The sequence below is a fragment of the Proteus hauseri ATCC 700826 genome (assembly GCF_001654965.1).
Classification (GTDB): Bacteria; Pseudomonadota; Gammaproteobacteria; order Enterobacterales; family Enterobacteriaceae; genus Proteus; species Proteus hauseri.
Genome location: NZ_LXEV01000011.1, coordinates 220,836 through 243,248, shown reverse-complemented (window position 1 = coordinate 243,248; position 22,413 = coordinate 220,836). Strand labels below are relative to the sequence as shown.

Below are 22,413 nucleotides of genomic sequence, written 5' to 3'. Positions count from 1 at the left end.
CTGGGTTAATCATAAAGTGTTTCAGAAAAATATTATTTCTGAGATTATTTTTGCTCTTCAGCTTCTGCTGCTTCTTGCGCTTCTTCGGCTTCTTCTTCTGGTGTTTTTCTTCTGCCATTTCCCACATAGAAACGCGATACCATGACACCAACTTCAAATAAAAGGTACATTGGTACTGCAAGTAATATTTGAGAAAACACATCAGGAGGCGTCAATAGCATCCCAACAACAAAAGCGCCAACTAAAATATAAGGGCGTTTTTTCTTTAAAGCTTCTGGCGTTGTTACCCCACTCCAACACAGTAAAATAATCGCTATAGGTACTTCAAATGCAGCACCAAAAGCCATAAAAAGCGTCATAACGAAGCTTAAATATTTACTGATATCTGGAATAAAATTAACCCCTTCAGGGGTGGTATTAACAAAGAAACCAAATGCAAGAGGGAACACAACAAAATAAGCAAACGCCATACCGATGTAAAACAGTAACGTACTTGAAACAAGTAGCGGTAGCATCAAACGGCGTTCGTGTTTATACAATGCTGGTGCGATAAAGGCCCATACCTGATAAAGGATAACAGGCACAGAAGCAAAAATTGATACCATTATTGTCAATTTAATCGGAGTCAAAAACGTTGATGCGACATCTGTCGCACTCATATTTGACCCTTTTGGCAGCTTATCCAGTAATGGCGCTGAGACTAATTGATAGATATCGTTAGAAAAATAAACCAGTCCTAAAAAGACCACCAGAACAGATATTAAGCTATACATTAAACGCTTACGCAATTCTATCAGGTGGCTGATCAGGGGTTGGGTATCATTTACTGCCATCTTTTAATGCTCACCATTTGCCTGATCAGTTGTTTTTTTCTCTGTTACTACTGCTGCTACTGGCGTAACAGGAGCAGGAACCTCTGGTTTAATAACTTTTTCAGCTACAGGTTTATCACTGTTAGCATCATCGTTAACATCATTAGCCTCAGCAATAGCGGCTAAATCAGAAGGAGAGGGTTCCGCAGAGTCGGTTTTTACAGACTGCTCTTTTGTTAAGTCTGGCGTTGTCGGTGCTTGATAAGTTTGTTTTAAAGACTGTGCAGCCTCTTTTAACTCATCCATCGACGCTTTAAGCTCTGGCGATAAACTTTGCAAATTCGCTTTCTCTTCAACTTTCTTCAGGCTCTCTTGAAGCTCTTGAAGTTTTAATTCTTGAGTTAACTCATTTTGCACATTCGCAGCCAGAGAGCGAAGCGCCCTCACCCAGCCAGCAATTGTTTTTACTGCTACGGGCAATCGTTCCGGCCCCAGAAAAACAAGACCGATCACCATGACCAATAGCAGCTGACTAAAACCAATGTCAAACACGGTTTACACCTGCTCTTTGTTTTTGCTCTCAGTTGTAGACTTCTGTTCTGTTGAAGTCTTCTCAGCTAAATTTTTTGTTTCAAAATCTGCATCGTTATTTGTTTTTTCAGCGCTGTTGGCTTCTTTATCGTTACTATTTTCGTCACCAATAGCTTTTTTGAAACCTTTTACAGAAGCACCTAAATCGGAGCCCAATGTACGCAGTTTATTTGTACCAAATAATAAAACAACGATGACAGCGATGATGAGTAATTGCCAAATGCTAATACCACCCATTTTATGTTCCTCAACTATTTTCGGGGTTATACTTAATAACAGTGCTCATTATATACAACGAATTCAATCTTCGGGAATCTCGAATTCATCTTTTAACTTGCTCAAAGACAAACTTTGATGTGTTTTTATTGTGCATTACCAGATTTGAACCAACCCCAAATCCATGCGAGAAGACCTAAACTGATAAAAACACTAAATAATGTTTTAAAACCAGATACAAAAAATAGGCTACCGCATAAAAACAGTGTCGTACCTATACCCAATAAAAATAACGACTGTCTTTGTTTGACTCTTTGAGAACCTATTCGTTCCGTCAATTTATCCAGCGTTAACTTCATATTTTTATGTTGTTTCAGACTATCATAAATCAATTCGGGGATCTCTGGCATCTTTTCAATCCAGTAAGGAGCCTTACTTTTTATGCCATTAACTAATGCGGTTAATCCAATTTGACTATGTAGCCAATCTTCTAAAAATGGTTTGGCGGTTTTCCACAAATCGAGCTGAGGATAAAGCTGACGTCCTAGACCTTCAACATAGAGTAATGTTTTTTGTAACAACACTAATTGTGGCTGCACTTCCATATTAAAGCGGCGTGCAGTATTGAAAAGATTAAGTAATACATGACCAAAAGAGATCTCTGAAAGTGGTTTTTCAAAGATGGGCTCACATACCGTACGAATAGCAAATTCAAAATCTTCAACATTAGTATCCGCAGGAACCCAACCAGAATCAACGTGTAACTCAGCAACTTTACGATAATCGCGATTAAAAAAAGCCAAGAAATTCTCAGCAAGATAGCGTTTATCCTCTTTATTTAATGAGCCGACAATACCACAATCAATACCGATATAATATGGGTTTTCAGGATGATCATAACTAATAAAAACATTACCAGGATGCATATCTGCGTGGAAGAAACTGTCTCTAAATACTTGAGTAAAAAAGACTTTAACACCCCGTTCTGCCAATAGTTTCATGTTGGTTTTTTGGGCATTCAACGCATCGATATCAGAAACGGGGATACCATAAATACGTTCCATCACCATCACATTTTCATGGCAATAATCTGAATAGACTTCTGGAATATACAACATTGAGCTATTTTCAAAATTACGACGTAATTGAATAGCATTCGCAGCTTCTCGTAATAAATTTAGCTCATCAAGTAATGTTTTTTCATATTCGCGAATCACTTCTTTTGGTCGTAAACGACGTCCATCGGGTAAGAATGGCAGTAAATTCGCTAAACGGTACATTAATCGAATATCTGCTTTAATAACTGGCTGAATATCAGGACGGATGACTTTTAAAACGACTTCTTTGCCATTTTCTTTGAGTTTCGCGGTATGGACTTGTGCGATAGATGCTGAAGCTAATGGCGTTTCATCAAAATCATCAAACCATTCATCTATCGGGCCACCGAATGATGCTTCTATATATTGGCGTGCTTTTTTTCCATCAAACGGAGCAACTTTATCTTGTAATAATGCGAGTTGGTCTGCAATTTGAGGTGGGAAAAGATCGCGTCGTGTTGATAACATTTGACCCAGTTTTATCCAAACAGGCCCTAATGTTTGCAATGCAAGTCGTAAGCGTTCACCTAAAGGTTTATCTGTGTGTTGATTTTTTATCCAAAATAGTGCTCGACGCCCTATTCTTATAGGTAATGTAATTCGATGTTTAGGGATAAGCTCATCAAGCCCATAAGATAAAAATACCTGAATAATATGATAAAGGCGCTTTAACTCGCTAAGGAGCATTATTTTTTCTCCAGTGTGCTTAACCGTTTTTCAAACTCGGCAGTTTGTTGTTCGAGTTGTTCTATTTCATCATAAAAATGAACAGTCTCTAATGTTGAAGGCGCTGTTTTCCACTCTTCAATTAAAGTATCACGTAAATAATCTTTTTGCCGACTAAACAGCGTTGTAAGCACCTGCACACTCTTTCCTGCAACCATAGAAAGCCCTTGCGCAGCTAGGTCACCAATATAAGGTGCCAAATATTGCGCGGGATCCCATTCAGCCATATCCAGTAATGCAGACCAATGTTGGACGACCTGCATATCACCTTCAATAACGATGTCACCACGATTAATTAACGCAGACATTTTCTGACGATCTGTCAGCTTTACCAACGTCAATAGCTTAGTTTTAATCGTACAATCGGTTTCATCATCCCACTGACTTAATACATCAACTTGCTGTTCGCTGAAAATTAAATAAATGGAATGAGGAAACTCATCAATAGAAAGCGCTAATACTTTGCCCGCAAGGCGATTGCGGGCAGGTTTAAGCACATTTTCCTGATACAAAACATGGTTAAGTGCCGTTTCCATTGATGCTGTTAACAGTGGATAAAGCACTTGTGATGCGATGTCATGAGAAAAAGAGGCTTTTTCCATATCAGAATTTAAATCCTTTGTGTAATGCAACTACACCCCCAGTCATGTTGGTATAGGTGACTTGTTCAAAACCAGCTTCTTCCATCATTCCTTTCAAGGTTTCTTGGTCGGGATGCATACGGATAGATTCCGTTAAATAACGATAGCTGTCTGCATCATTAACAATCACTTGACCAATTCTTGGTAAGATATGGAAAGAATAAGCATCATAAATCTTGCTTAAAGGTTCCAAAACAGGTTTAGAGAATTCAAGAACTAATAAACGTCCACCTGGTTTTAATACACGAAACATTGAGCGTAATGCTTTGTTTTTATCCGTTACATTACGTAAACCAAACGAGATTGTAATGCAATCAAAATGGTTATCTGGGAAAGGAAGTTCTTCGGCGTTAGCCTGCACATAATTAACATTACCCACAATACCGTGGTCACGCAGTTTTTCGCGTCCCATTTTCAGCATTGAGTCGTTAATATCAGCAAGAACAACTTCACCGTTTTCACCCACAAGGCGAGAGAATTTAGCAGTTAAATCCCCAGTACCACCTGCAAGATCAAGTACACGCTGATTACGTCTAACACCACTTGCTTCAATGGTATAGCGTTTCCAGATGCGGTGAACACCAAAAGACATCAGGTCGTTCATTAAATCATATTTAGAAGCGACAGAGTGAAAAACACGTGCAACCATCGTTTGTTTATCATCTTTGTCAACGGTTTGGAAACCAAAATCTGTTGTTTCCTTTGATTGTTGAGTCATAGTATTTGCCCGCTAATTAATCAAAATTTAGTAAGTCAGTACAGGTCTTTAATTGGAAACTTTATGTCTATTTATTTTTAAAAATCAATCAGAAGCTGATTTTTCAACGAGATCATTATCTATCGTTTTCTTTATCTCAACCCCTAAGGATTTAAAGCTTTCTGCTTGACTAATAAGGTTTCCACGACCTTCAGAGAGTTTTTTCATCGCTAATAGATAGCCAGACTGCGCTTTTTGAATACTGTTTCCTAGCCCTTGCATATCATCAACGAAAAGTCTTAATTTGTCATACATTTTAGCCGCTCTGTCAGCAATTTCTTGTGCGTTTTGGCTTTGATATTCATAACGCCATAATGCAGCTATTGTACGCAAAGCAACAAGTAATGTAGATGGTCCAACTAACATTATATTATTTTTTAATGCTTCTTCTAACAGGTCTGGCGAATGCCCAATAGCAACAAGATAAGCTGGTTCTATTGGTATAAACATTAAAACATAATCTAACGATGTGACGCCTGGAAGCTTATGATAATCCTTGATACTCAATCCACGAATATGCGTTTTAATTGAGTTTACATGAGCATGAAGCGCTTGTTTACGCTCATTATCATCATGACTATTAAAGTACTTTTCATAAGCCACCAGCGACATTTTAGCGTCAATAATGACATCTCTACCATGAGGTAAGTGAACAATTACATCAGGTTGATAGCGCCCACCACTTTCATGTCGAATACTGACTTGCGTTTCAAATTCATGCCCTTCACGTAATCCTGAAGATTCTAATATCCGGGCAAGAACAGTTTCGCCCCAATTTCCTTGTATTTTATTGTCACCTTTTAAAGCATTAGTCAGGTTCACTGCTTCTTGTGCCATTTTCACATTCAATTGCTGAAGTTGGCGAATTTCATGAACTAAAGTATGTCGCTCTCTTGCCTCTTGTCCAAATCCATCTTGAACTTGTCGGCGAAAATTCTCTAATTGTTCACGAAAAGGAGAAAGTAAATGGGTTAATCCTTGTCTGTTAAGTTCTTCAGCTTTACGGCCACTTTGTTCAAAAATACGATTAGCGAGATTTTCAAACTGGGTCGCCAAACGCTGTTCACTATTTAACAGTAAACGTTGCTTCTCTTCTGCAGATAATCGGCTTTCTTCCCAACGTGTTGTAACTTCTCGAATTTCCGCCTCTTGAGATGTAATAACTTCCCGTTGAGCTCGTAATTCCTGCTCTAGTTGTTCTATATGTTGTTGTAATGAAGGAATTATCGCACTTTTTTCTTGTGCAACAGCAAGCTGCGTATAGTTTTCGCGTAGCATGGTTTCTTTGTCAGATAAACGTTGTTGGATCAGCCACCAAACAAGGCCGCCACCTACGAGTACACCACCTAATAAACCAATGATCCCATATAACAACTGAATATCCACTAAAGTGACCTTTTTACTTTCCAGCGGGCTACGTTAAAGCTCATAGATAACATTGTCTAGCAACAATTCATATCATACGTTGATTTGCGATAAAGTACGCAGTTATCCCACCCATTTCGCAAGCCATTGCAAGCCAAACGCACCAGGAGCCAAAATACCAAACGCCCATATCATTGCTGAAACGAAATTAGCCACCTGAAAATAGCGCTGTGGCATTGCACAAATACCTGCAACTAAAGGTACCACGGCACGAAAAGGACCAAAGAATCGACCAATAAAAACACCCCAGACTCCCCAACGGTTAAAAAAATGATGACCTCTAACTAATACTTGAGGTGAACGCGAAATAGGCCACATATTTCTTACGCCATCTTTATAATGAAAACCTATCCAATAAGAGAGCCAATCACCAAAAAAAGCGCCTAATGCAGCCGCTAGCCATATCGGCCAAAAAAATAATCCGCTTTCCCCAATTAAGGCGCCTAGCCCCAATAAAATAACAGTGGCGGGTAATAACAATGAAATAAATGCCAATGACTCACCAAAAGCAAGAAAGAACACGATAGGAATAGCCCAAATTTCGTGTTCTTTTACAAAGAGAGTGATGGTATGAATAATGTCTTGTACAGTCAAAATAGAGACCTTAATTCGGTTAGCCTAATTAAAATAAAAAAGTGAGATTAACCGAATATAGATCACTTTATTACTCTAGAAAATAATTTTGTAGTTTCTCTCGACTATTAGCATCCAAGCCAATATCTTTTTCTAGCCAATTATCAATGCTGCCATAATGGTGATTAATACTTGTTAATGCTGTTTGTAAAAAATCTTCTTGTACTGAATATACATAGGAAAATTTATCAACAATATTTTCACTAAACGTTTTTGCATGTTCAGCTAATAAATAATCGCGATAAGGTTCCAACGTTTTATTCGTTAATAAATAATCTTCCATAACCACATCTAATGATGCGCCTAATGCAAACAACACTAAAGCTGAGCCTACACCTGTTCTATCTTTACCTACAGCGCAATGTTGCACGACTCCGCCTTTTTCTGGCTGTTGTAATAATATTGCTAATTGCTTATACGCTGGATTATTAATTGGTAATAACTCATATAGCTTGAACATAAAAGCTTGAGCATCAAACTGCTCAAGTAATTGAGGCGTTAATTTTTCTAAATCAGCAGAGACTTCTTTTGATAATGGATTAGCTGGTGAATGATAATATTGTGCACCATTCCACACTCTATCTGGTTTATCTAAAATTTCGCTGTTATCGCGATAATCAATTATCTGAAATAAATTTTTATCAATCAGCAGGGATTGGTCTGTTTCTGTTAACCTATCAAGAGAACCTGAACGAAATAACATACCTGATTTAATAATGCCGCCATTATTAAGTTTTTTCCCTCCTAAATCACGAAAATTAATACCACCTTTTAAAGGCAATACCGAAGAATGTATTTGCAGAATATCAGTCATAACGCCTCTTTTCATTGTTGTATTGTTCAGACTCTATGACCTTAACAGAAACAATGTTCTATTGTCATTTCATATTAACCTAATGAATTCGTCCATAAAAAAAGCCCTTAATACTTCAGTATTAAGGGCTTTTAAAATTCAAGTTAAACGCTTATTTCATTAAAATACGGGCAGCTTCAATAACAATACCCAGCGCATTATTTTCTGTTTTCTTCAGTAATTCAGCATCTGGAATTTCTTGTTGAGTACGGTTTACGATAACACCAGCAACCATACCAGCACGTAAGCCTTGGCTTGCACACATTGTTAACAATGTTGCTGATTCCATTTCATAGTTCATCACACCCATTTCTTGCCACTCTTTCATAGAGCCTTTAAAACGGCGAGTTACACGGCCTGTATAAGTGTCGTAACGTTCTTGGCCTGGGTAGAAAGTATCAGAAGATGCTGTCACACCTACATGTACAGTAGAACCATTATCTTTAGCTGCTTTATAAAGTGCATTCATGCACTCAAAATCAGATACAGCTGGGAATTCCATTGGTGCAAAATGTAAACTTGCGCCGTCTAAACGAACAGCCGCAGTAGTTACTAAAATATCACCAACACTGATATGCTCTTGAATAGCACCCGTTGTACCAATACGCAGGAAAGTGCGAATACCTAACTGAGCCAACTCTTCTACTGCGATAGAGGTTGATGGGCCACCGATACCAGTAGAACAAACAATAACTGCATTACCATCAATTTCGCCACGCCATGACGTATATTCACGTAAAGAGGCCAGATGAACAGGGTTATCCATTAATTTTGCAATTTTTTCAACACGTTTCGGGTCACCCGGAACTATTGCTAGCGTTGCACCCTGTAGGTCATTTTTAGTTAAACCTAAGTGAAATACATCAGACATATCGGACTCCTCAATGGGACAAAACCAATGTTCATTAAATTAAAACTTACTCTATCGGATCCTTTCACTTTTTTTAGTGACCAAGGTCACTTAAGGAGCACCAGATAAAGAAACAATTTCATAAAAGCGTGATAAAGATCACAAACAGTCCGTGTTAAAACGTCATTCCATCAATAATGGCTGCAAAAATTAGCGGCAAAATCATTCCCTAAAAAAGCGCATATTAATAAGCTTTCTCTTTATTTGTCGTTAATTTGATAAACGATTCTTACAGTATAGATGAATATAATAACTTCACGTACACTACCCGCCTTTAAAATGAATATTTAATTGTGTGACAACATGGCCTTGTCACGGGAGTAACCATGAGCTTATTTAACCAAATCGCAAACCTTCTTGGTGGTGAAAAAATCAATCAATACAAAACAGTACTAGACTGGGTTGAATCTCAGGGAGGAATTGATGGCTTAATTAAACAATTTAACTCTGCCGGTTTAGGTGAACTTATTCAATCTTGGATAGGAACAAGTGCAAACTTACCTATCAATGCAGAGCAGATCGTTGAGATTTTCTCATTACCCGTTATTAATGAATTAGCGACAAAAATTAATATGAGTACAAGTGAGGCTTCTGAAATGGCAGCTCAATATTTACCAAAGCTCATTGATAAAGTAACGCCTGATGGAGTTGTTCCTGAGAATTTAGATTTAGTTAGTGCAGGAATGGATATACTAAAAGCCAAAATTTTTGGCGGCTGATAATACACCGCTGAATTAACTTATTAGTCTTATTACTGGCGTTTTCTCACCTTGTACCAAATAACTGTGAGAAAACGCACCATAAACATTAATAAAACTACAACAACCCTTCTTCTATTAATGCCTCATGAAAACGTTGTTTCTCTTCAGCTGTTGCTTGAATTCGAGCTAATGGTACATCTAACGCATATGGAATATTTTGTTGTGGCGAGTAAACAACCAGTACATAAGTTTTACCATTTACTTCTATCACCATGGGTGGTGTTTTTTTATTACCAGAATAAGCAACAGAGATTGTTTTCCCTAACAAATTAATTTTATATGTTGCTATAAATTGCTTATTACTTGAAACAACTTTCGCGGGAATAGCAGCCAGTTTTAATGGTTTTTCACCGACTGATAATAATGCTTTTTTTACTTTACTAGTAAGTATTTGGCGATAAATAAAAAAGAATACACTAAAACAAAATAAGCCAACAAAAATAATCGTACTAATTAAACGAAGCCACATATTATCTATTGCAACATCCACCGTCATTTTACTCATGTCGTTTGCATCAGCAACGGGTTCAACAAGTACATCCTTTGAACCTAAATCAAGAAAGGTAAAATTACGAGAAACCTGGTTGCCTTTATAACTCAAATCAACACTACAATTAGTGATGATAAAAAGTTGAGAACGACAGGAGCCTTTAATATTAGCATCTACAGGCACAGCATTTTCACTAATTTTATAATCATAAAGAATATTAGGAATTTGGTAAGCACTGAATAAGGTCATTACTAGCATCGTAATAACTAAAAATAAGGTGCGAAATAGTCCGCCATCGCCTCTTAAAGGTGAGAGTTTTAATGCTCTAGTGGGGAAAGCGTCTAATACTTTATCCGAAAGTTTAATGCTATCTTGCACAAGAATAATATCCATAAAATGAAATAGTATTCGCAGTATAGCAACTGTTTATAATATCAATAATAAGATTTAATCTTATTTTTACTTTCTATATATTTTCTCAACATGCTGTTTAATAGATAATTAATAATAAAAAAGCTCACTTTATAGATATTTAAATTTACCTAAAAAAGTGAGCTAATTTAAATGAAATAATTACTACATATTATGCATTTTGACGTAAATATTTAGCAGCTTCGACCATATTAGCTAATGCAGCTCGTGTTTCTGACCACCCTCTTGTTTTTAAGCCACAATCTGGATTTACCCATAAGCGTTCTGCTGGAATTCTTGATTGTGCTTTTCTTAATAAAGCGATAATCCACTCTACATTAGGGACATTTGGGGAGTGAATATCGTAAACACCTGGTCCAATTTCATTGGGATAATCAAAATGTTCAAATGCTTCAAGTAATTCCATATCTGAGCGCGATGTTTCAATAGTAATAACATCCGCATCTAAGGCTGCTATTGAATCCATAATGTCATTGAACTCGCAATAACACATATGAGTATGAATTTGTGTTTCATCATCAGCGATAGCAGCACTTAGCTTAAAGGCATCAACCGCCCAATTAAGATAAGCTTGCCAATCGTTACGACGCAATGGCAATCCTTCACGTAAAGCTGGCTCATCAATTTGGATAATACCAATACCTGCTTTTTGTAAGTCATCGACTTCATCACGTAGTGCTAAAGCAATCTGTTTTGCAATAGTTTCACGACTGACATCTTCACGAGGGAATGACCAACATAAAATAGTGACAGGCCCTGTAAGCATTCCTTTTACTGGTTTTTCCGTTAATGTTTGTGCATAAGTAGCCCAATCAACAGTAATGGCTTCAGGACGGCTAATATCACCAATGATAACAGGCGGTTTTACACAACGAGAACCATAACTTTGAACCCAGCCATTTTGTGTAAACACATAGCCATCAAAATGCTCACCAAAATACTCCACCATGTCATTACGTTCTGCTTCACCATGCACTAATACATCAAGGCCAAGGCTTTCTTGCTCTGCTATAGCTTGTTTAATATGCTCACTAATATTTGTGCGATAAGCCGCGGTATCAATGCGCCCTTTTTTAAAGTCTAAACGTACAGTACGAATTTCCGTTGTTTGTGGAAATGAACCGATAGTCGTTGTTGGCCATAATGGTAGGTTAAAACGAGCACGCTGCACTTGTGCACGCTCTGTATAAGGTGAGTTTCTTTCACTATCTTGAGCATTAATGGCGGCTAAACGAGCTGCAACTTGCGCGTTATTTACACGTGCCGAATGTTTACGTTGGCGGATAGGTGCACTATATTGCTCCAGTTGTTTATCATATTCACCCTGTGGGGCATTTAACGCGTTAGCCAGTAAAGCAAGCTCTTCACATTTTTGAATAGAAAAGGCAAACCAGCTTTTAACTTCCTCATCTAATTTCGTTTCTGCATTTAAATCAATTGGGCTATGCAGTAGCGAGCATGATGTACCTACCCACAGTGGACGCAGATCTTTCAATGTAACAACTTGCTGATAACGCTGTGCTAAATCCGCTTTCCAAACATTTCGACCATTAATCACACCTAACGAGAGCACCCAGTTTTCAGGTAATGTTTGGTGTAAATGTTGAATATCATCTTGCCCTGCTGAAATATCAACATGAAGTCCATCTACAGGTAACTTTTTAATAATATCAAGATGATGAGAAATACCATCAAAATACGTTGTTAATAGCAGTTTTACTTGTCCTGATAATGCTTGATATGCAGTTTGATACGCATTTTGCCATTCTACTGGTAAATCAAGGACTAATGCGGGTTCATCAATTTGTACCCATTCAATACCTTTTTCTTTTAATGCAGTAAGAACTTGTTGATAGATAGGCAAAATCTCTTTTAAAAGCGTTAATCTATCAAATTCAGGACCTTTAACTTTACCAAGCCATAAATAGGTTACAGGACCTAATAGAACAGGTTTTATTTTATGGCCTAAAGCTAACGCTTCGTCTACTTCATCTAATAACTCTTTCCATGCCAGCGTGAAAGATTGCCCTTGTTGAAACTCAGGAACTATATAGTGATAGTTAGTATTAAACCATTTGGTCATTTCAGATGCAGCAGCCGGCTCACCAGAAGGCGCTCTACCTCTAGCAACTCTAAATAAGGTATCAAGATCTAATGTACCTTCTTTATTACGGTGACGAGGAGGTACATTACCCAGCAATAGGCTGGTTCCTAATACTTGGTCATACCAAGCAAAGTCCCCCACGGGTAATAATTCAACACCCGCTTTAGCTTGTTGTTCCCAATGACGGGCACGTAGTGTTTTACCAACTTCAATTAATTCTGCTTGAGAAATTTTACCTGCCCAATAATTTTCTTGCGCCTTTTTTAGCTCTCTATCTAAGCCGATACGCGGGAATCCAAGTGTGTGATTGCGAATTGTCATCATTAAAATCCTATTTTTAGCCGTCTAGATGTTTACACATCCATAATCTACAGGTAGTGTATAAATCACAAGCGCAAATTTTTCATCAACAACCTGAAGGTTTCTCATGATAGAAATAAAACATTTAAAAACGATACTGACTCTTAAGCAAACAGGCTCTCTGGCCAATGCTGCTAATCAGCTACATCAAACACAATCAGCTCTTTCACATCAATTTAGTGAATTAGAACATCGTCTGGGCTATCGAATTTTTGTGCGCAAAAGTCAGCCTTTGCGCTTTACATCACAAGGAGAAGTGTTATTACGCTTAGCGCAAGAGGTATTGCCTATCGTGCGTAGGGCTATTGAGGAATGCAATGAACCTGGAAGTGATAATCTCAATATTGCTATTGAATGTCATAGTTGTATTCAATGGTTAACACCCGCGTTACAGCAATATCGCCAAGCATGGCCTGAAGTAAATGTTGATTTTCATTCAGGTGTGACGTTCGATCCTCAACCTGCTTTATTACAACAAGAGTTAGATGTGGTACTCACTTCAGATATTTTAGATGATACCCGTTTAAACTATACCCCACTGTTTGATTATGAAGTGAAACTGGTTTTATCACCGGATCACCCTCTTGCTAATCGCTTACATATTCAGCCACAAGATTTAATTTCAGAAACACTGTTTATTTATCCGGTACAGAGAGAACGCTTTGATGTATGGCGTCATTTTTTGCAACCAGCAGGTATCACGCCACATTTTAAGCATGTTGATAACACACTATTATTAATACAAATGGTTGCTGCCGGCATGGGGATCGCTGCACTACCTCATTGGGCCGTTGAGAATTTTGAAAAACAAGGGCTAGTGGTAACAAAAACATTAGGTGAAGGGCTATGGAGCCGGTTATATGCTGCAAATAGAGCAGGAGAACAACATCAACCGGCAATTCGTGAATTTATACGCTCAGCGTGTCAGCATGCGATTAACAGCCTTCCTTTTGTGAAGCAGGTCGGTGGATCCAACGCCTGTGGATCCATAGAGACGCCACAATTAAGCTCGCGCCTATGATAAAACTAGGCCAATTAGGATGTTGCTGCCAAATAGAAAAATTCACTAATAATCCCGCTGGAACCATCATGTTATTCATAATAGCAAGGGTTCCAGCATCCACTTGTGTGGCGCCGTAGTTCCACATAAAGTAACCTATTCCAGAAGCACCAATTCCCAACCAAAGTAATACACCCCATTGCAATGAGGTTGTTGGTACTTTTTGCCCATCACCAAAACATATCCACCCGACCAATGCGACCACACATGCACCAATATAAAACCATGAAAATGCATGATGTTGAGGAATAGGATGGATCTCCATTAGTCGTTTATATCCCACTTGTCCGATAGCAAAGAAAATATTAGCAAGCTGAACTAATAACAGCCCATACCAAAAATCATCACTTAAATGGTCATAACGAATAATTGCCGCGCCCAATACAGCAAGCAGCGAGCTAAATACATAACCCCAACGTAGCCGCTGACGCTCTAATAAATCATAAATTAGCGTGACATAAAGCGGTGTTAACACAGTAAAAAGCAAAAACTCGGCAACCGTTAAGTAGTTATAAGCATGAAAAACAAATAAATACATAATGCCTAGCTGACACGCGCCCACACACATATAAAGCAAAATCACTTTAGCTTTAATACCTTTCCAACGTAAAAAAGGTAAAAAAACGAAAGCGGCTAAAGAGACGCGAATAAGAACTGAAAGCCAACTATCAACCTGACCCGCAAGATATTCGCCGATCAAGCTGAAAGAGGCTGCCCATAACAGGGTTGTAATAACGAGCAGCCACATAATTAATTATCTTTCTCTACTAACAATGCTTCCATTAAATCCAACTCATGTAGCAATAATTGAAGGGTTTCATTGCTGATTTTTCTAGTTGCACGTAAATGATAAAGCTCACCACGTTCAGCACGTAATGCTGTCAAACGAAAACGCCTTTCGAGGTCTTCTTCCAACATATTATGAACCATCTCATCTTGCGTGGCGGTTCGACGCCTTAAATATCCCGTTACACGAGATGCAACTTCGTTAATTTCTTCAGCATCTAATTGTTCTTCAGTGCTTGCGGCTAAACGCTCTTCCATTTTATTAAGACTAACAATAGCCACTTCTGCCATTACTTTTCTGGCATAGCGCACTTCGTTTTTATCTGCTTCTTTATCTGTCGCCTGTATACCTTTTAGTAAGAAAGGCAGTGAGATAATCCCCACCAAAATAGAAAGCAAAATAACCCCAGCTGCGATAAAGATAATTTGATAGCGTCCAGGGAATGTACTGCCATCAGTTAAAAATAGCGGAATAGAGAGTGCACCAGCTAATGTTATCGCCCCACGAACCCCCGCGAAAGAAGACAACCATAACTCACGAGTAGTGTAATTTGAAAAGTCTAAAGGATGCTTTTTCATAAAGATACGGCTTATCTTTTTCATCAGCCATAACCAAGTGAAACGCAAAATGAGCAGTGCTAAGTAAATCACAAATACAGCCGCAAACAACATCCAAACTTCCACTTCTGGATCTAAATCGGCTTGAATAACAGAGCTAGTCCAAATAACAGGAAGCTGTAGCCCCAGCATAATAAACACAAGGCCATTGAACACAAACTCTAACATTGACCAAACGCTATCAGCGCGTAAACGCATAGCTAAAGGCGCATTACGAATAACGCCGGATTTACTAATTGTCATACCTGCCGCAACTGCCGCAAGAATTCCAGAAAAGCCGATATGCTCTGCAATTAAATAAGAAGCAAAAGGTAGCAACAACATAAAGACAATTTGTGTCGCAGGATCATCACCGCTCCAACGGCTCATTAATCTTAATGATTTGCTGTAAATTAAAGTCACACCGATACCGGCAAGCAAACCACCCACAGCAACTTTAAAGAATTCAAGTGTTGCGCCACCAACAGTAAACACCATAGTGCCCATTGCGACTGCAACAGCAAATTTTAAAGCAACCAGACCTGAAGCGTCATTCATTAACGCTTCGCCTTCTAAAATACCCATTATTCGTTTAGGTATTCGTCCTTTCCCCACAATAGAAGAAAGTGCGACAGCATCGGTAGGTGAAAGAACCGCGGCAAGGGCAAAAGCAGAAATCAGAGGAATACTTGGCATCATCCAGTAAATAAGATAGCCAATACCCACAACCGTGACCATAACAAGCACAAGCACAAGGATGAAAATTTCGCGCCCATTTTGAATAAACTCACGCGTTGGTGTTTTCCAGCCATCAACAAATAACAGAGGTGGAATTAATAGAACGAGAAATAATTCAGGATCAAATGTGACATGCAAACCAAACTGAGGCCATGCCAATAAAGCCCCTATAACAATCTGTATTAATGGTAACGGAATACGAAAAGGAATAACTTTTGTAATTAAACCTGAAACTGAAACCACCAATATTAAAATTAAAATAGTAAAGAAAATTTCCATGTTACCCTTACATGCCCATTTTTACCCTGAAAACTGCTATCTTCACGCTAGATGAAAAGAACCCCTGCTTAATGATAAAGAATACACACCTGTAAAATCTAAGCACTATGCCTATTCTTTACCTTTTCTTATTTTAAACTGATTCTTCTTTAACCCATGAGTAATCATTTAAAATTAAGATTAATCGTACTTTAATTGCTAGAACACATTTATCTTTTAAAAGATAAGCGTACTTTTATTAACGGCATATGAAAAAGAAAGAATACGTTTTTATTCCTATTTTTTGTTCTATCAATGTAATAGAGGGTATAAAACCGTAAAACATACAATAGTTAGAAAAAACTAGCCGATGAAAAACGATATTTATAAAAAATAGTTATAAAAATAGAGTATTCAACTTACGCTTCAATATTTTTTAAACGTGCCATCATAACAACATCACAGTATTTGCCTTCTTTAAATGCAGCATTTCGACGAATACCTTCAACTTCAAATCCTAACTTTTTATACAGATGCAATCCTTTTTCATTATCTGAATAAACCTCTAATTCTAATCGAGTCGCAGCTAACCAATTGAAAGCATAATCAATCGCCGTATTAATTAATAATTTCCCGACGCCTTTTCCTGAATATTCGGCACCAACACCAATACCAAAACTGACAATATGCCGACGTCGAGGATGTGAATCAAGGATCAACGCTAAATGCCCAGCCACCTGATCATCGATAGTCGCAACAAAGTTAGGAATACCTTGCTCTGCAAATTCAGTAAGTCGTTTTTTCCATGTTGTGACGGAAGGATAAGGAAACTGACAAGTACATATATACAGATCAGGATGCATATACAATTGCTGTATTGCACCCGCATCTTCAGGTTCACTATGTCGAATTTTTATTTCTTGCATATGTTCTACCAACTATTTAATAACTAGCCTTAATTTCGACAATAGCGAATAAAAGTAGATAAATAAATAGCAAAAAGGCGGAATAAAGATATATTCCGCCTTTTGTTATTAAACCTGATTATTTAAATTAAATTGCCCAGTGCCCCGCATAAAATGCCACTAATGCAATGGTAATTAATACTGTACCAATATTGAGTTTACGCCATTCGCCAGCAAATATCCTACCAATAACTAAGCAGCCAAAACCTAGCATAATACCCGTGACAATATTACAAGTAAGAACAATAAATACAGCACACACCATGCCAGACATTGCATCAACAAAATCACTAAAATCAAGCTTAGTGACATTACCTAACATTAATAATCCTACATACATTAAAGCAGGTGCAGTTGCATAAGCTGGTACTAAATAAGATAGTGGCGATAAAAAGAGAATTAGTAAAAATAAGATCCCGACAACCGTTGCTGTTAATCCGGTTTTACCGCCTGCTGCGGTTCCTGCGGCTGATTCGACATAAACTGCGGCAGGGGCTGCACCAATTACCCCTGCAAAAATACTACTTACTGAATCCGATGTTAACGCTTTGCCACCGTTAATAATTTGCCCACGTTTATCAAGTAAATTGGCTTGACCTGCAACGGCGCGAATCGTGCCTGTAGCATCAAAAATGGCTGTCATGACTAAAGCTAACACACTAGGTAATACTAATGGCTGTAAAGCACCTTTAATATCCATTGCAAATAATAAAGAAAGTCCTTCTTCACCTAATTGAGGCATTTTAAATACGCCTTGATATTTTACATTAGGATCAAAAATAAGCCCGATAATAGAAATAGCAATAATCACTAATAATACGCCACCGGGTACTTTACGTTTTTCTAGGCCAAAAATCGCAGCAAGTCCACCAATAGACATTAAAACAGAGAACGAAGTAAATTCGCCCATTGCAACAGGAAGTCCTTCAAAAGGATTTTTTATGACTAATCCAACGCTGTTGGCCGCAATTAAAAGTAAAAATAATCCGATACCAATACCTGCACCATGTGCGATACCTGTAGGAATATTTTTTAATATCCAAGTTCGAATGCCAGTTAAAGAAAATAAAGTAAACAAACAGCCCATTAAAAATACGGCACCTAAAGCAACAGGAACCGAAATGTTTTGCCCTAAAACAAGACTAAAAGCTGTGAATGCGGTTAGCGAAATCGCACAACCTATCGCCATTGGTAAATTAGCCCATAATCCCATTAACAGTGAGCCTAAACCTGCAACCAAACAAGTGGCAATAAATACGGCTGTATGTGGAAAACCGGCTTGTCCTAACATACTAGGAACGACAATAACAGAGTACACCATAGCAAGAAATGTTGTTAAACCTGCGATCATTTCTTTACGAACCGTGGTTCCTCGAGCGGTAAGTTTAAAATAGTTATCTAGTTTACCTGTTGCTGCTGATTGATTAGCGGACATTACATTCCTCTGACATAAATACGGTTCTCTATCCATCAATACGAAAACGATTACGTATAAATAATAATATCCTCTTCAGAAGTAAAAATGAGGAGAGGAAATTTAGGCGCAAACGTTTGTTTTTCAGCGTGGATAAAGCGATAGAATTTGACGCAAACGATTATCTGGTGAATTTAGGGTAACAATCAAGCAAAAAAATGCTTTTTACATAAAAAAATCATAAAAAGATAGTTCAAAAGGGATAAAAAAGAAAAGAAGAGCATAGTGACCTACACTCTTCTAAATTTGATTTTTCATTATTAATAAAATTTTCAATATTTACCATATTAATAATTAAAATTAATTAATATATTAATCTATTGTTATTTTTTCTACATTTCCCTAGCTTGGCTATTAATCATTCAATTCTTCATCATTAATCTGCTTAAAAAGCACTCATGTACTACTATAAAGTTAGTTGAGCTTGAACAGTTTTAGCAAATAATTTCCTATTCAATATTAATATTTCTAGATTATTCTTAATAAACTAAGTTAAATAACCTGGATATAAATGATAATTATATTCAATTCATAGAAAACAAATGGATAGAAGACTATCTTTAAGAAAGATACAAAATAGAAAGAAATGATTTAGACAAACAATAGAAAACAAATAAGACTTACTGTATATCACCTACTTAACTATCGCACTCTACAACTTACAGTAAGTAGGTGAAAAAACGATTAAATAAAGCATTCCATTACGGAGTACTCTTGTTTAGCGCATCGACACTCACATTAAAACGCTCTAATGTCGAAAGTAAAAATAGCCCCGTCATCACAACGAGCAAAAAAGGCAACGATGACGACGATATCTCAGACATTGCACCAGCTAGGAGTGGTCCAGAAAGATTCCCAATCCCCCATAACATCGCGGCAGAAGCATTTGCTACCATTAAGTCATTACCAGAGAAATATTGTCCAATTTGTACCAATGCAATGGTATAAATTGCGCCCGCAGTTGCACCCAATACTAATAAAAGAGGCCAAATTAAAATAGGATGAGACATAGTCACTGGCAATAACAAGCTAGAAAGTAGTGTGATCACCCCGCAAATACGATATAACCTTGTCCGATTCATATGATCAGCAAGCCAACCAAATGGCATTTGCATAATGGCATCACCGGCAAGAATGGCACTGATCATCATTGCTGCTATCGCTTCAGTGTGTCCAAGGCTTAAACCATAAATAGGGAACATCGACAATACCGTGCCGTCGAAAAAAGCAAAAAATAAAATACCACCACAAATAGCAGGTGCCACTTTAACAAAGCGGAAAATAGAAAAATTAGGTTCTTCAGTATTTGTTGGTAATTTGTCGCCTTTTTTCTGATCCATCATTAAAAATAGAACAATAGAAATAAGATGAATAAAAATGCTAATTAAAATAGGTGTTTTATCCGCGACGCCATAAAGCGCAATAATAGAAGGCCCTAATAATTGGCTAATAGTGAACACTGTTGTATATACCGCTAAAATACGCCCTCTTTTGTTATCTGGCGAAAGCTCATTAATCCATGTTTCGCCTAAACAAATCATCACTCCACTAGCAATCCCTGTAATAAGCCGTAAAGGAAAGAGTAACTCAAGCGGTAATGTGCTCATTAAAGGCAACAAGCTAATAGCAGATAGCATTGTCGCCAATAACATCGCAAAACGTTTACCAAACCATTGCACAATACGTCGTGCAAAAGGCGAAATAATTAACATACCAATTGCAGGCGCAGCCGAAATAAGTCCAATAATAGATTCACTAATTCCTGCTAAATTAAGGCGTAATGCCACCATAGGAATAGTTAATCCGATAACAATACCGATAACACCAATGCTTACTGTAATAGTTGTTATCGCAAAAATTTCAGATTGACGATAATTAGGATGAGACATGTCATTTTGTTTCTACAGGCTGTAGAAACCTCTTTATAAAGGAAATGGGTTAAATAAAATATTGTCGTATTATAGGGGATTAGAAATAGATAAACATGCTTAAAAGTAGTAATAAACCAGCGAAAGATCTTAATTTGTAGTAGCTCGATCTCTCGCTTTCACAATATTCTCGTTTACATAATAGTTGGCTTTAATCTTAAGCAAAGTAACGATAAATCAATACAGTGCCAGAAATTAAAACAATAGTGTAAATCACACCCATAAATCGCTCTTTAGACATCCGTAAAGTGAAATGTCGGCCTAACCAAATACCCGCTATCATTGCGGGTAAAAAAATGAGAGCGAGTTGCAAAATTTCTAATTGCCAGTAAATGCCAGCAAAAAGAAAAATAATAACCCTCGTTAATGTGCTAAAACCAATTAACGTTGTTTGAGTAATACGAAACGTATTTTTATCTGCTATTCGCCCTGATAAATAAATAGCATATAAAAAACCACCACTGCCGAAAAGTGCACTAAATACACCGCCAATTAAACCAAAGGGATAAACTAAATGCTGAGAAAAACGACTCTCTTTCTTTTTCCAACATAAGGCATACAGCGCATAACAAGCAGCAAAGACACCTAACAGAAGCGAGAGTAAATCAGGTCGTGTGGTTAACAAGATAGCAGCGCCAACTAAACTTCCGATAATAATTAAGGGAATAAGGTAACGGATCTCTTTAAAATCCGCTTTTTTGCCATCTCTTAAAACATTAATAACCGCAGCGGTTAAATCAATCAATGCTAGTAAGGGGACTATTGTTGATAATGGTAAATAAAGTGCCAACACAGGGCCTGCAATTAATGCCGAGCCGAAACCCGCCATGCCAAATATAATATAAGCAAAAAATAAGGTAAGAAGGCAGACAATAATATCTGTCCAAGAGAGCAATTCGATCATAATTAACCTTGAATAATTATCATTTATAGCCAAGATATTAGCTTAGTAACTGAAAATCGAACAGATGGCGTAAAACTATTCACAAAATACAGTAGAAACAGAGTCTCATTTTCCCGAATGAGCCTAATTAGTGCTATTATCTAATGCGAATAACACTTTTAAACTGATGATATCTTGAATTGGCAATGAACCCACAACCCACAAAGAAAACCAATGAATACCTTGGTAATAAAGTCAAACAGTTAAGACAATCCCGAAATTTGTCACTTAATGAGCTATCAAGAAAATCAGGGATCTCCAAGGCAGCATTGTCCAAATTAGAATCTGGCGATTCTAATCCTAGAATAGACACGCTAGAAGCGATTGCAATAGCCCTTGGCTTCCCTTTAGGTGATCTATTTAGTTTTACACGAGAAGAATATCCTCGTTTAGAACGCCATAAACCGATTATTGGTGATTATGCTCAGGAATTTAAATTCCGTATTGGTATCGGGAATATTACCGAAATTTGGCATATTGAAATGAAACATGGCGCAATTATTAATAGCCCTGCTCATGCCGATGGTACCCAAGAGCATATTATGGTCTATTCAGGAAAACTGATGATGCGCTTTGCTAATGATGAAACCGTATTATTAGAAACTGGCGATTTTTACGCATTCCATGGTAATGCACCGCACTCTTATATTTGTGTTGAAGGACATATGCGCGCTTCCGTTATTATGTCTAGTCCGAATCAACAACATTATCACCACCGCCCTTAAACTCTTTTCTGCCTTTATCACACGATAATTAATAAACTACTTATACTGTATTTTATTATCGTGTGTTCTCAATTTATTTTTATTTATTTTCAGCTATGTTTTAAATAGTGCTGTAAAAACAATAAGGATAC

Annotated in this window: 21 protein-coding genes; 3 read left to right on the top strand and 18 right to left on the bottom strand. The window is 37.5% G+C overall.

The genetic code is table 11. The annotated features are described in order from the left end of the window. Positions 1–44: 44 nt before the first annotated feature. The 10 genes from tatC to udp all read right to left on the bottom strand — a co-directional run bounded on the left by tatC (position 45) and on the right by udp (position 8,622). Positions 45–833 carry a Sec-independent protein translocase subunit TatC gene (gene tatC, locus M997_RS03615; protein ID WP_064718738.1) on the bottom strand — a complete coding sequence of 263 codons (789 nt, stop codon included), beginning with the start codon at positions 831–833 and terminating at the stop codon, positions 45–47. Between the two features lie 3 nt (positions 834–836). After that, positions 837–1,364: a Sec-independent protein translocase protein TatB gene (gene tatB, locus M997_RS03610; protein ID WP_064718737.1), complete on the bottom strand. Its 528-nt coding sequence runs from the start codon at positions 1,362–1,364 to the stop codon at positions 837–839. A 3-nt stretch (positions 1,365–1,367) separates the two neighbouring features. Next, entirely contained in the window at positions 1,368–1,640 is a 273-nt protein-coding gene (tatA, locus tag M997_RS03605; RefSeq protein WP_064718736.1) for a Sec-independent protein translocase subunit TatA, read from the bottom strand. Positions 1,641–1,765: 125 nt separating this feature from the next. Then, positions 1,766–3,403 carry a ubiquinone biosynthesis regulatory protein kinase UbiB gene (ubiB, locus tag M997_RS03600; RefSeq protein WP_064718735.1) on the bottom strand — a complete coding sequence of 546 codons (1,638 nt, stop codon included), beginning with the start codon at positions 3,401–3,403 and terminating at the stop codon, positions 1,766–1,768. Then, positions 3,403–4,044, bottom strand: a complete 642-nt coding sequence (locus tag M997_RS03595; RefSeq protein WP_064718734.1) for a ubiquinone biosynthesis accessory factor UbiJ — start codon at positions 4,042–4,044, stop codon at positions 3,403–3,405. The genes ubiB and M997_RS03595 overlap by 1 nt, the downstream gene beginning before the upstream one ends. Position 4,045: 1 nt before the next feature. Next, entirely contained in the window at positions 4,046–4,801 is a 756-nt protein-coding gene (gene ubiE / locus M997_RS03590) for a bifunctional demethylmenaquinone methyltransferase/2-methoxy-6-polyprenyl-1,4-benzoquinol methylase UbiE (RefSeq protein ID WP_064718733.1), read from the bottom strand. An 84-nt stretch (positions 4,802–4,885) separates the two neighbouring features. Then, positions 4,886–6,226, bottom strand: a complete 1,341-nt coding sequence (gene rmuC / locus M997_RS03585) for a DNA recombination protein RmuC (RefSeq protein ID WP_064718732.1) — start codon at positions 6,224–6,226, stop codon at positions 4,886–4,888. A 102-nt stretch (positions 6,227–6,328) separates the two neighbouring features. After that, entirely contained in the window at positions 6,329–6,859 is a 531-nt protein-coding gene (locus tag M997_RS03580) for a DedA family protein (RefSeq protein WP_064718731.1), read from the bottom strand. Between the two features lie 70 nt (positions 6,860–6,929). Then, a complete protein-coding gene (locus M997_RS03575; RefSeq protein ID WP_064718730.1) occupies positions 6,930–7,712 on the bottom strand; it encodes a tyrosine-protein phosphatase in 783 nt (260 codons plus the stop codon). A 151-nt stretch (positions 7,713–7,863) separates the two neighbouring features. After that, positions 7,864–8,622: a uridine phosphorylase gene (gene udp / locus M997_RS03570; RefSeq protein WP_064718729.1), complete on the bottom strand. Its 759-nt coding sequence runs from the start codon at positions 8,620–8,622 to the stop codon at positions 7,864–7,866. A 365-nt stretch (positions 8,623–8,987) separates the two neighbouring features. Here udp and M997_RS03565 point away from each other — a divergent pair, with 365 nt between their 5' ends. After that, a complete protein-coding gene (locus M997_RS03565; protein WP_064718728.1) occupies positions 8,988–9,380 on the top strand; it encodes a YidB family protein in 393 nt (130 codons plus the stop codon). A 97-nt stretch (positions 9,381–9,477) separates the two neighbouring features. Here M997_RS03565 and M997_RS03560 read toward each other — a convergent pair whose 3' ends face one another. Both M997_RS03560 and metE read right to left on the bottom strand, forming a co-directional pair. Further along, positions 9,478–10,305 (bottom strand): hypothetical protein, encoded by an 828-nt coding sequence (locus tag M997_RS03560; RefSeq protein WP_064718727.1) that lies wholly within the window; start codon positions 10,303–10,305, stop codon positions 9,478–9,480. 190 nt (positions 10,306–10,495) lie between these two features. Then, positions 10,496–12,769 carry a 5-methyltetrahydropteroyltriglutamate--homocysteine S-methyltransferase gene (gene metE / locus M997_RS03555; protein WP_064718726.1) on the bottom strand — a complete coding sequence of 758 codons (2,274 nt, stop codon included), beginning with the start codon at positions 12,767–12,769 and terminating at the stop codon, positions 10,496–10,498. A 106-nt stretch (positions 12,770–12,875) separates the two neighbouring features. On the opposite strand from metE, the gene metR reads away from it, so the two are divergent. Continuing rightward, positions 12,876–13,829 carry an HTH-type transcriptional regulator MetR gene (metR, locus tag M997_RS03550; RefSeq protein WP_064718725.1) on the top strand — a complete coding sequence of 318 codons (954 nt, stop codon included), beginning with the start codon at positions 12,876–12,878 and terminating at the stop codon, positions 13,827–13,829. On the opposite strand, the gene M997_RS03545 is transcribed toward metR, so the two are convergent. From M997_RS03545 to M997_RS03520, 6 genes are all read right to left on the bottom strand, one after another. After that, on the bottom strand, positions 13,744–14,616 hold the full coding sequence (locus M997_RS03545; protein WP_064718724.1) for a carboxylate/amino acid/amine transporter: 873 nt from the start codon (positions 14,614–14,616) through the stop codon (positions 13,744–13,746). The genes metR and M997_RS03545 overlap by 86 nt on opposite strands. Positions 14,617–14,618: 2 nt before the next feature. Continuing rightward, complete coding sequence (locus tag M997_RS03540) at positions 14,619–16,268, bottom strand: Na+/H+ antiporter (protein WP_064718723.1); 1,650 nt, start codon at positions 16,266–16,268, stop codon at positions 14,619–14,621. 398 nt (positions 16,269–16,666) lie between these two features. Then, positions 16,667–17,173, bottom strand: coding sequence for a GNAT family N-acetyltransferase (locus tag M997_RS03535; protein ID WP_064718722.1), 507 nt, complete (start codon positions 17,171–17,173; stop codon positions 16,667–16,669). Between the two features lie 127 nt (positions 17,174–17,300). After that, on the bottom strand, positions 17,301–18,647 hold the full coding sequence (locus M997_RS03530) for an NCS2 family permease (protein ID WP_064718721.1): 1,347 nt from the start codon (positions 18,645–18,647) through the stop codon (positions 17,301–17,303). Between the two features lie 740 nt (positions 18,648–19,387). Next, the gene (locus tag M997_RS03525; protein ID WP_064718720.1) at positions 19,388–20,575 is read right to left on the bottom strand and encodes an MFS transporter; all 1,188 of its coding nucleotides are present in this window, start codon (positions 20,573–20,575) and stop codon (positions 19,388–19,390) included. Positions 20,576–20,771: 196 nt separating this feature from the next. Then, complete coding sequence (locus tag M997_RS03520) at positions 20,772–21,518, bottom strand: sulfite exporter TauE/SafE family protein (RefSeq protein ID WP_064718719.1); 747 nt, start codon at positions 21,516–21,518, stop codon at positions 20,772–20,774. 185 nt (positions 21,519–21,703) lie between these two features. On the opposite strand from M997_RS03520, the gene M997_RS03515 reads away from it, so the two are divergent. Beyond that, positions 21,704–22,282 carry a helix-turn-helix domain-containing protein gene (locus tag M997_RS03515; protein ID WP_064718718.1) on the top strand — a complete coding sequence of 193 codons (579 nt, stop codon included), beginning with the start codon at positions 21,704–21,706 and terminating at the stop codon, positions 22,280–22,282. The last annotated feature ends 131 nt before the right edge of the window (positions 22,283–22,413 follow it).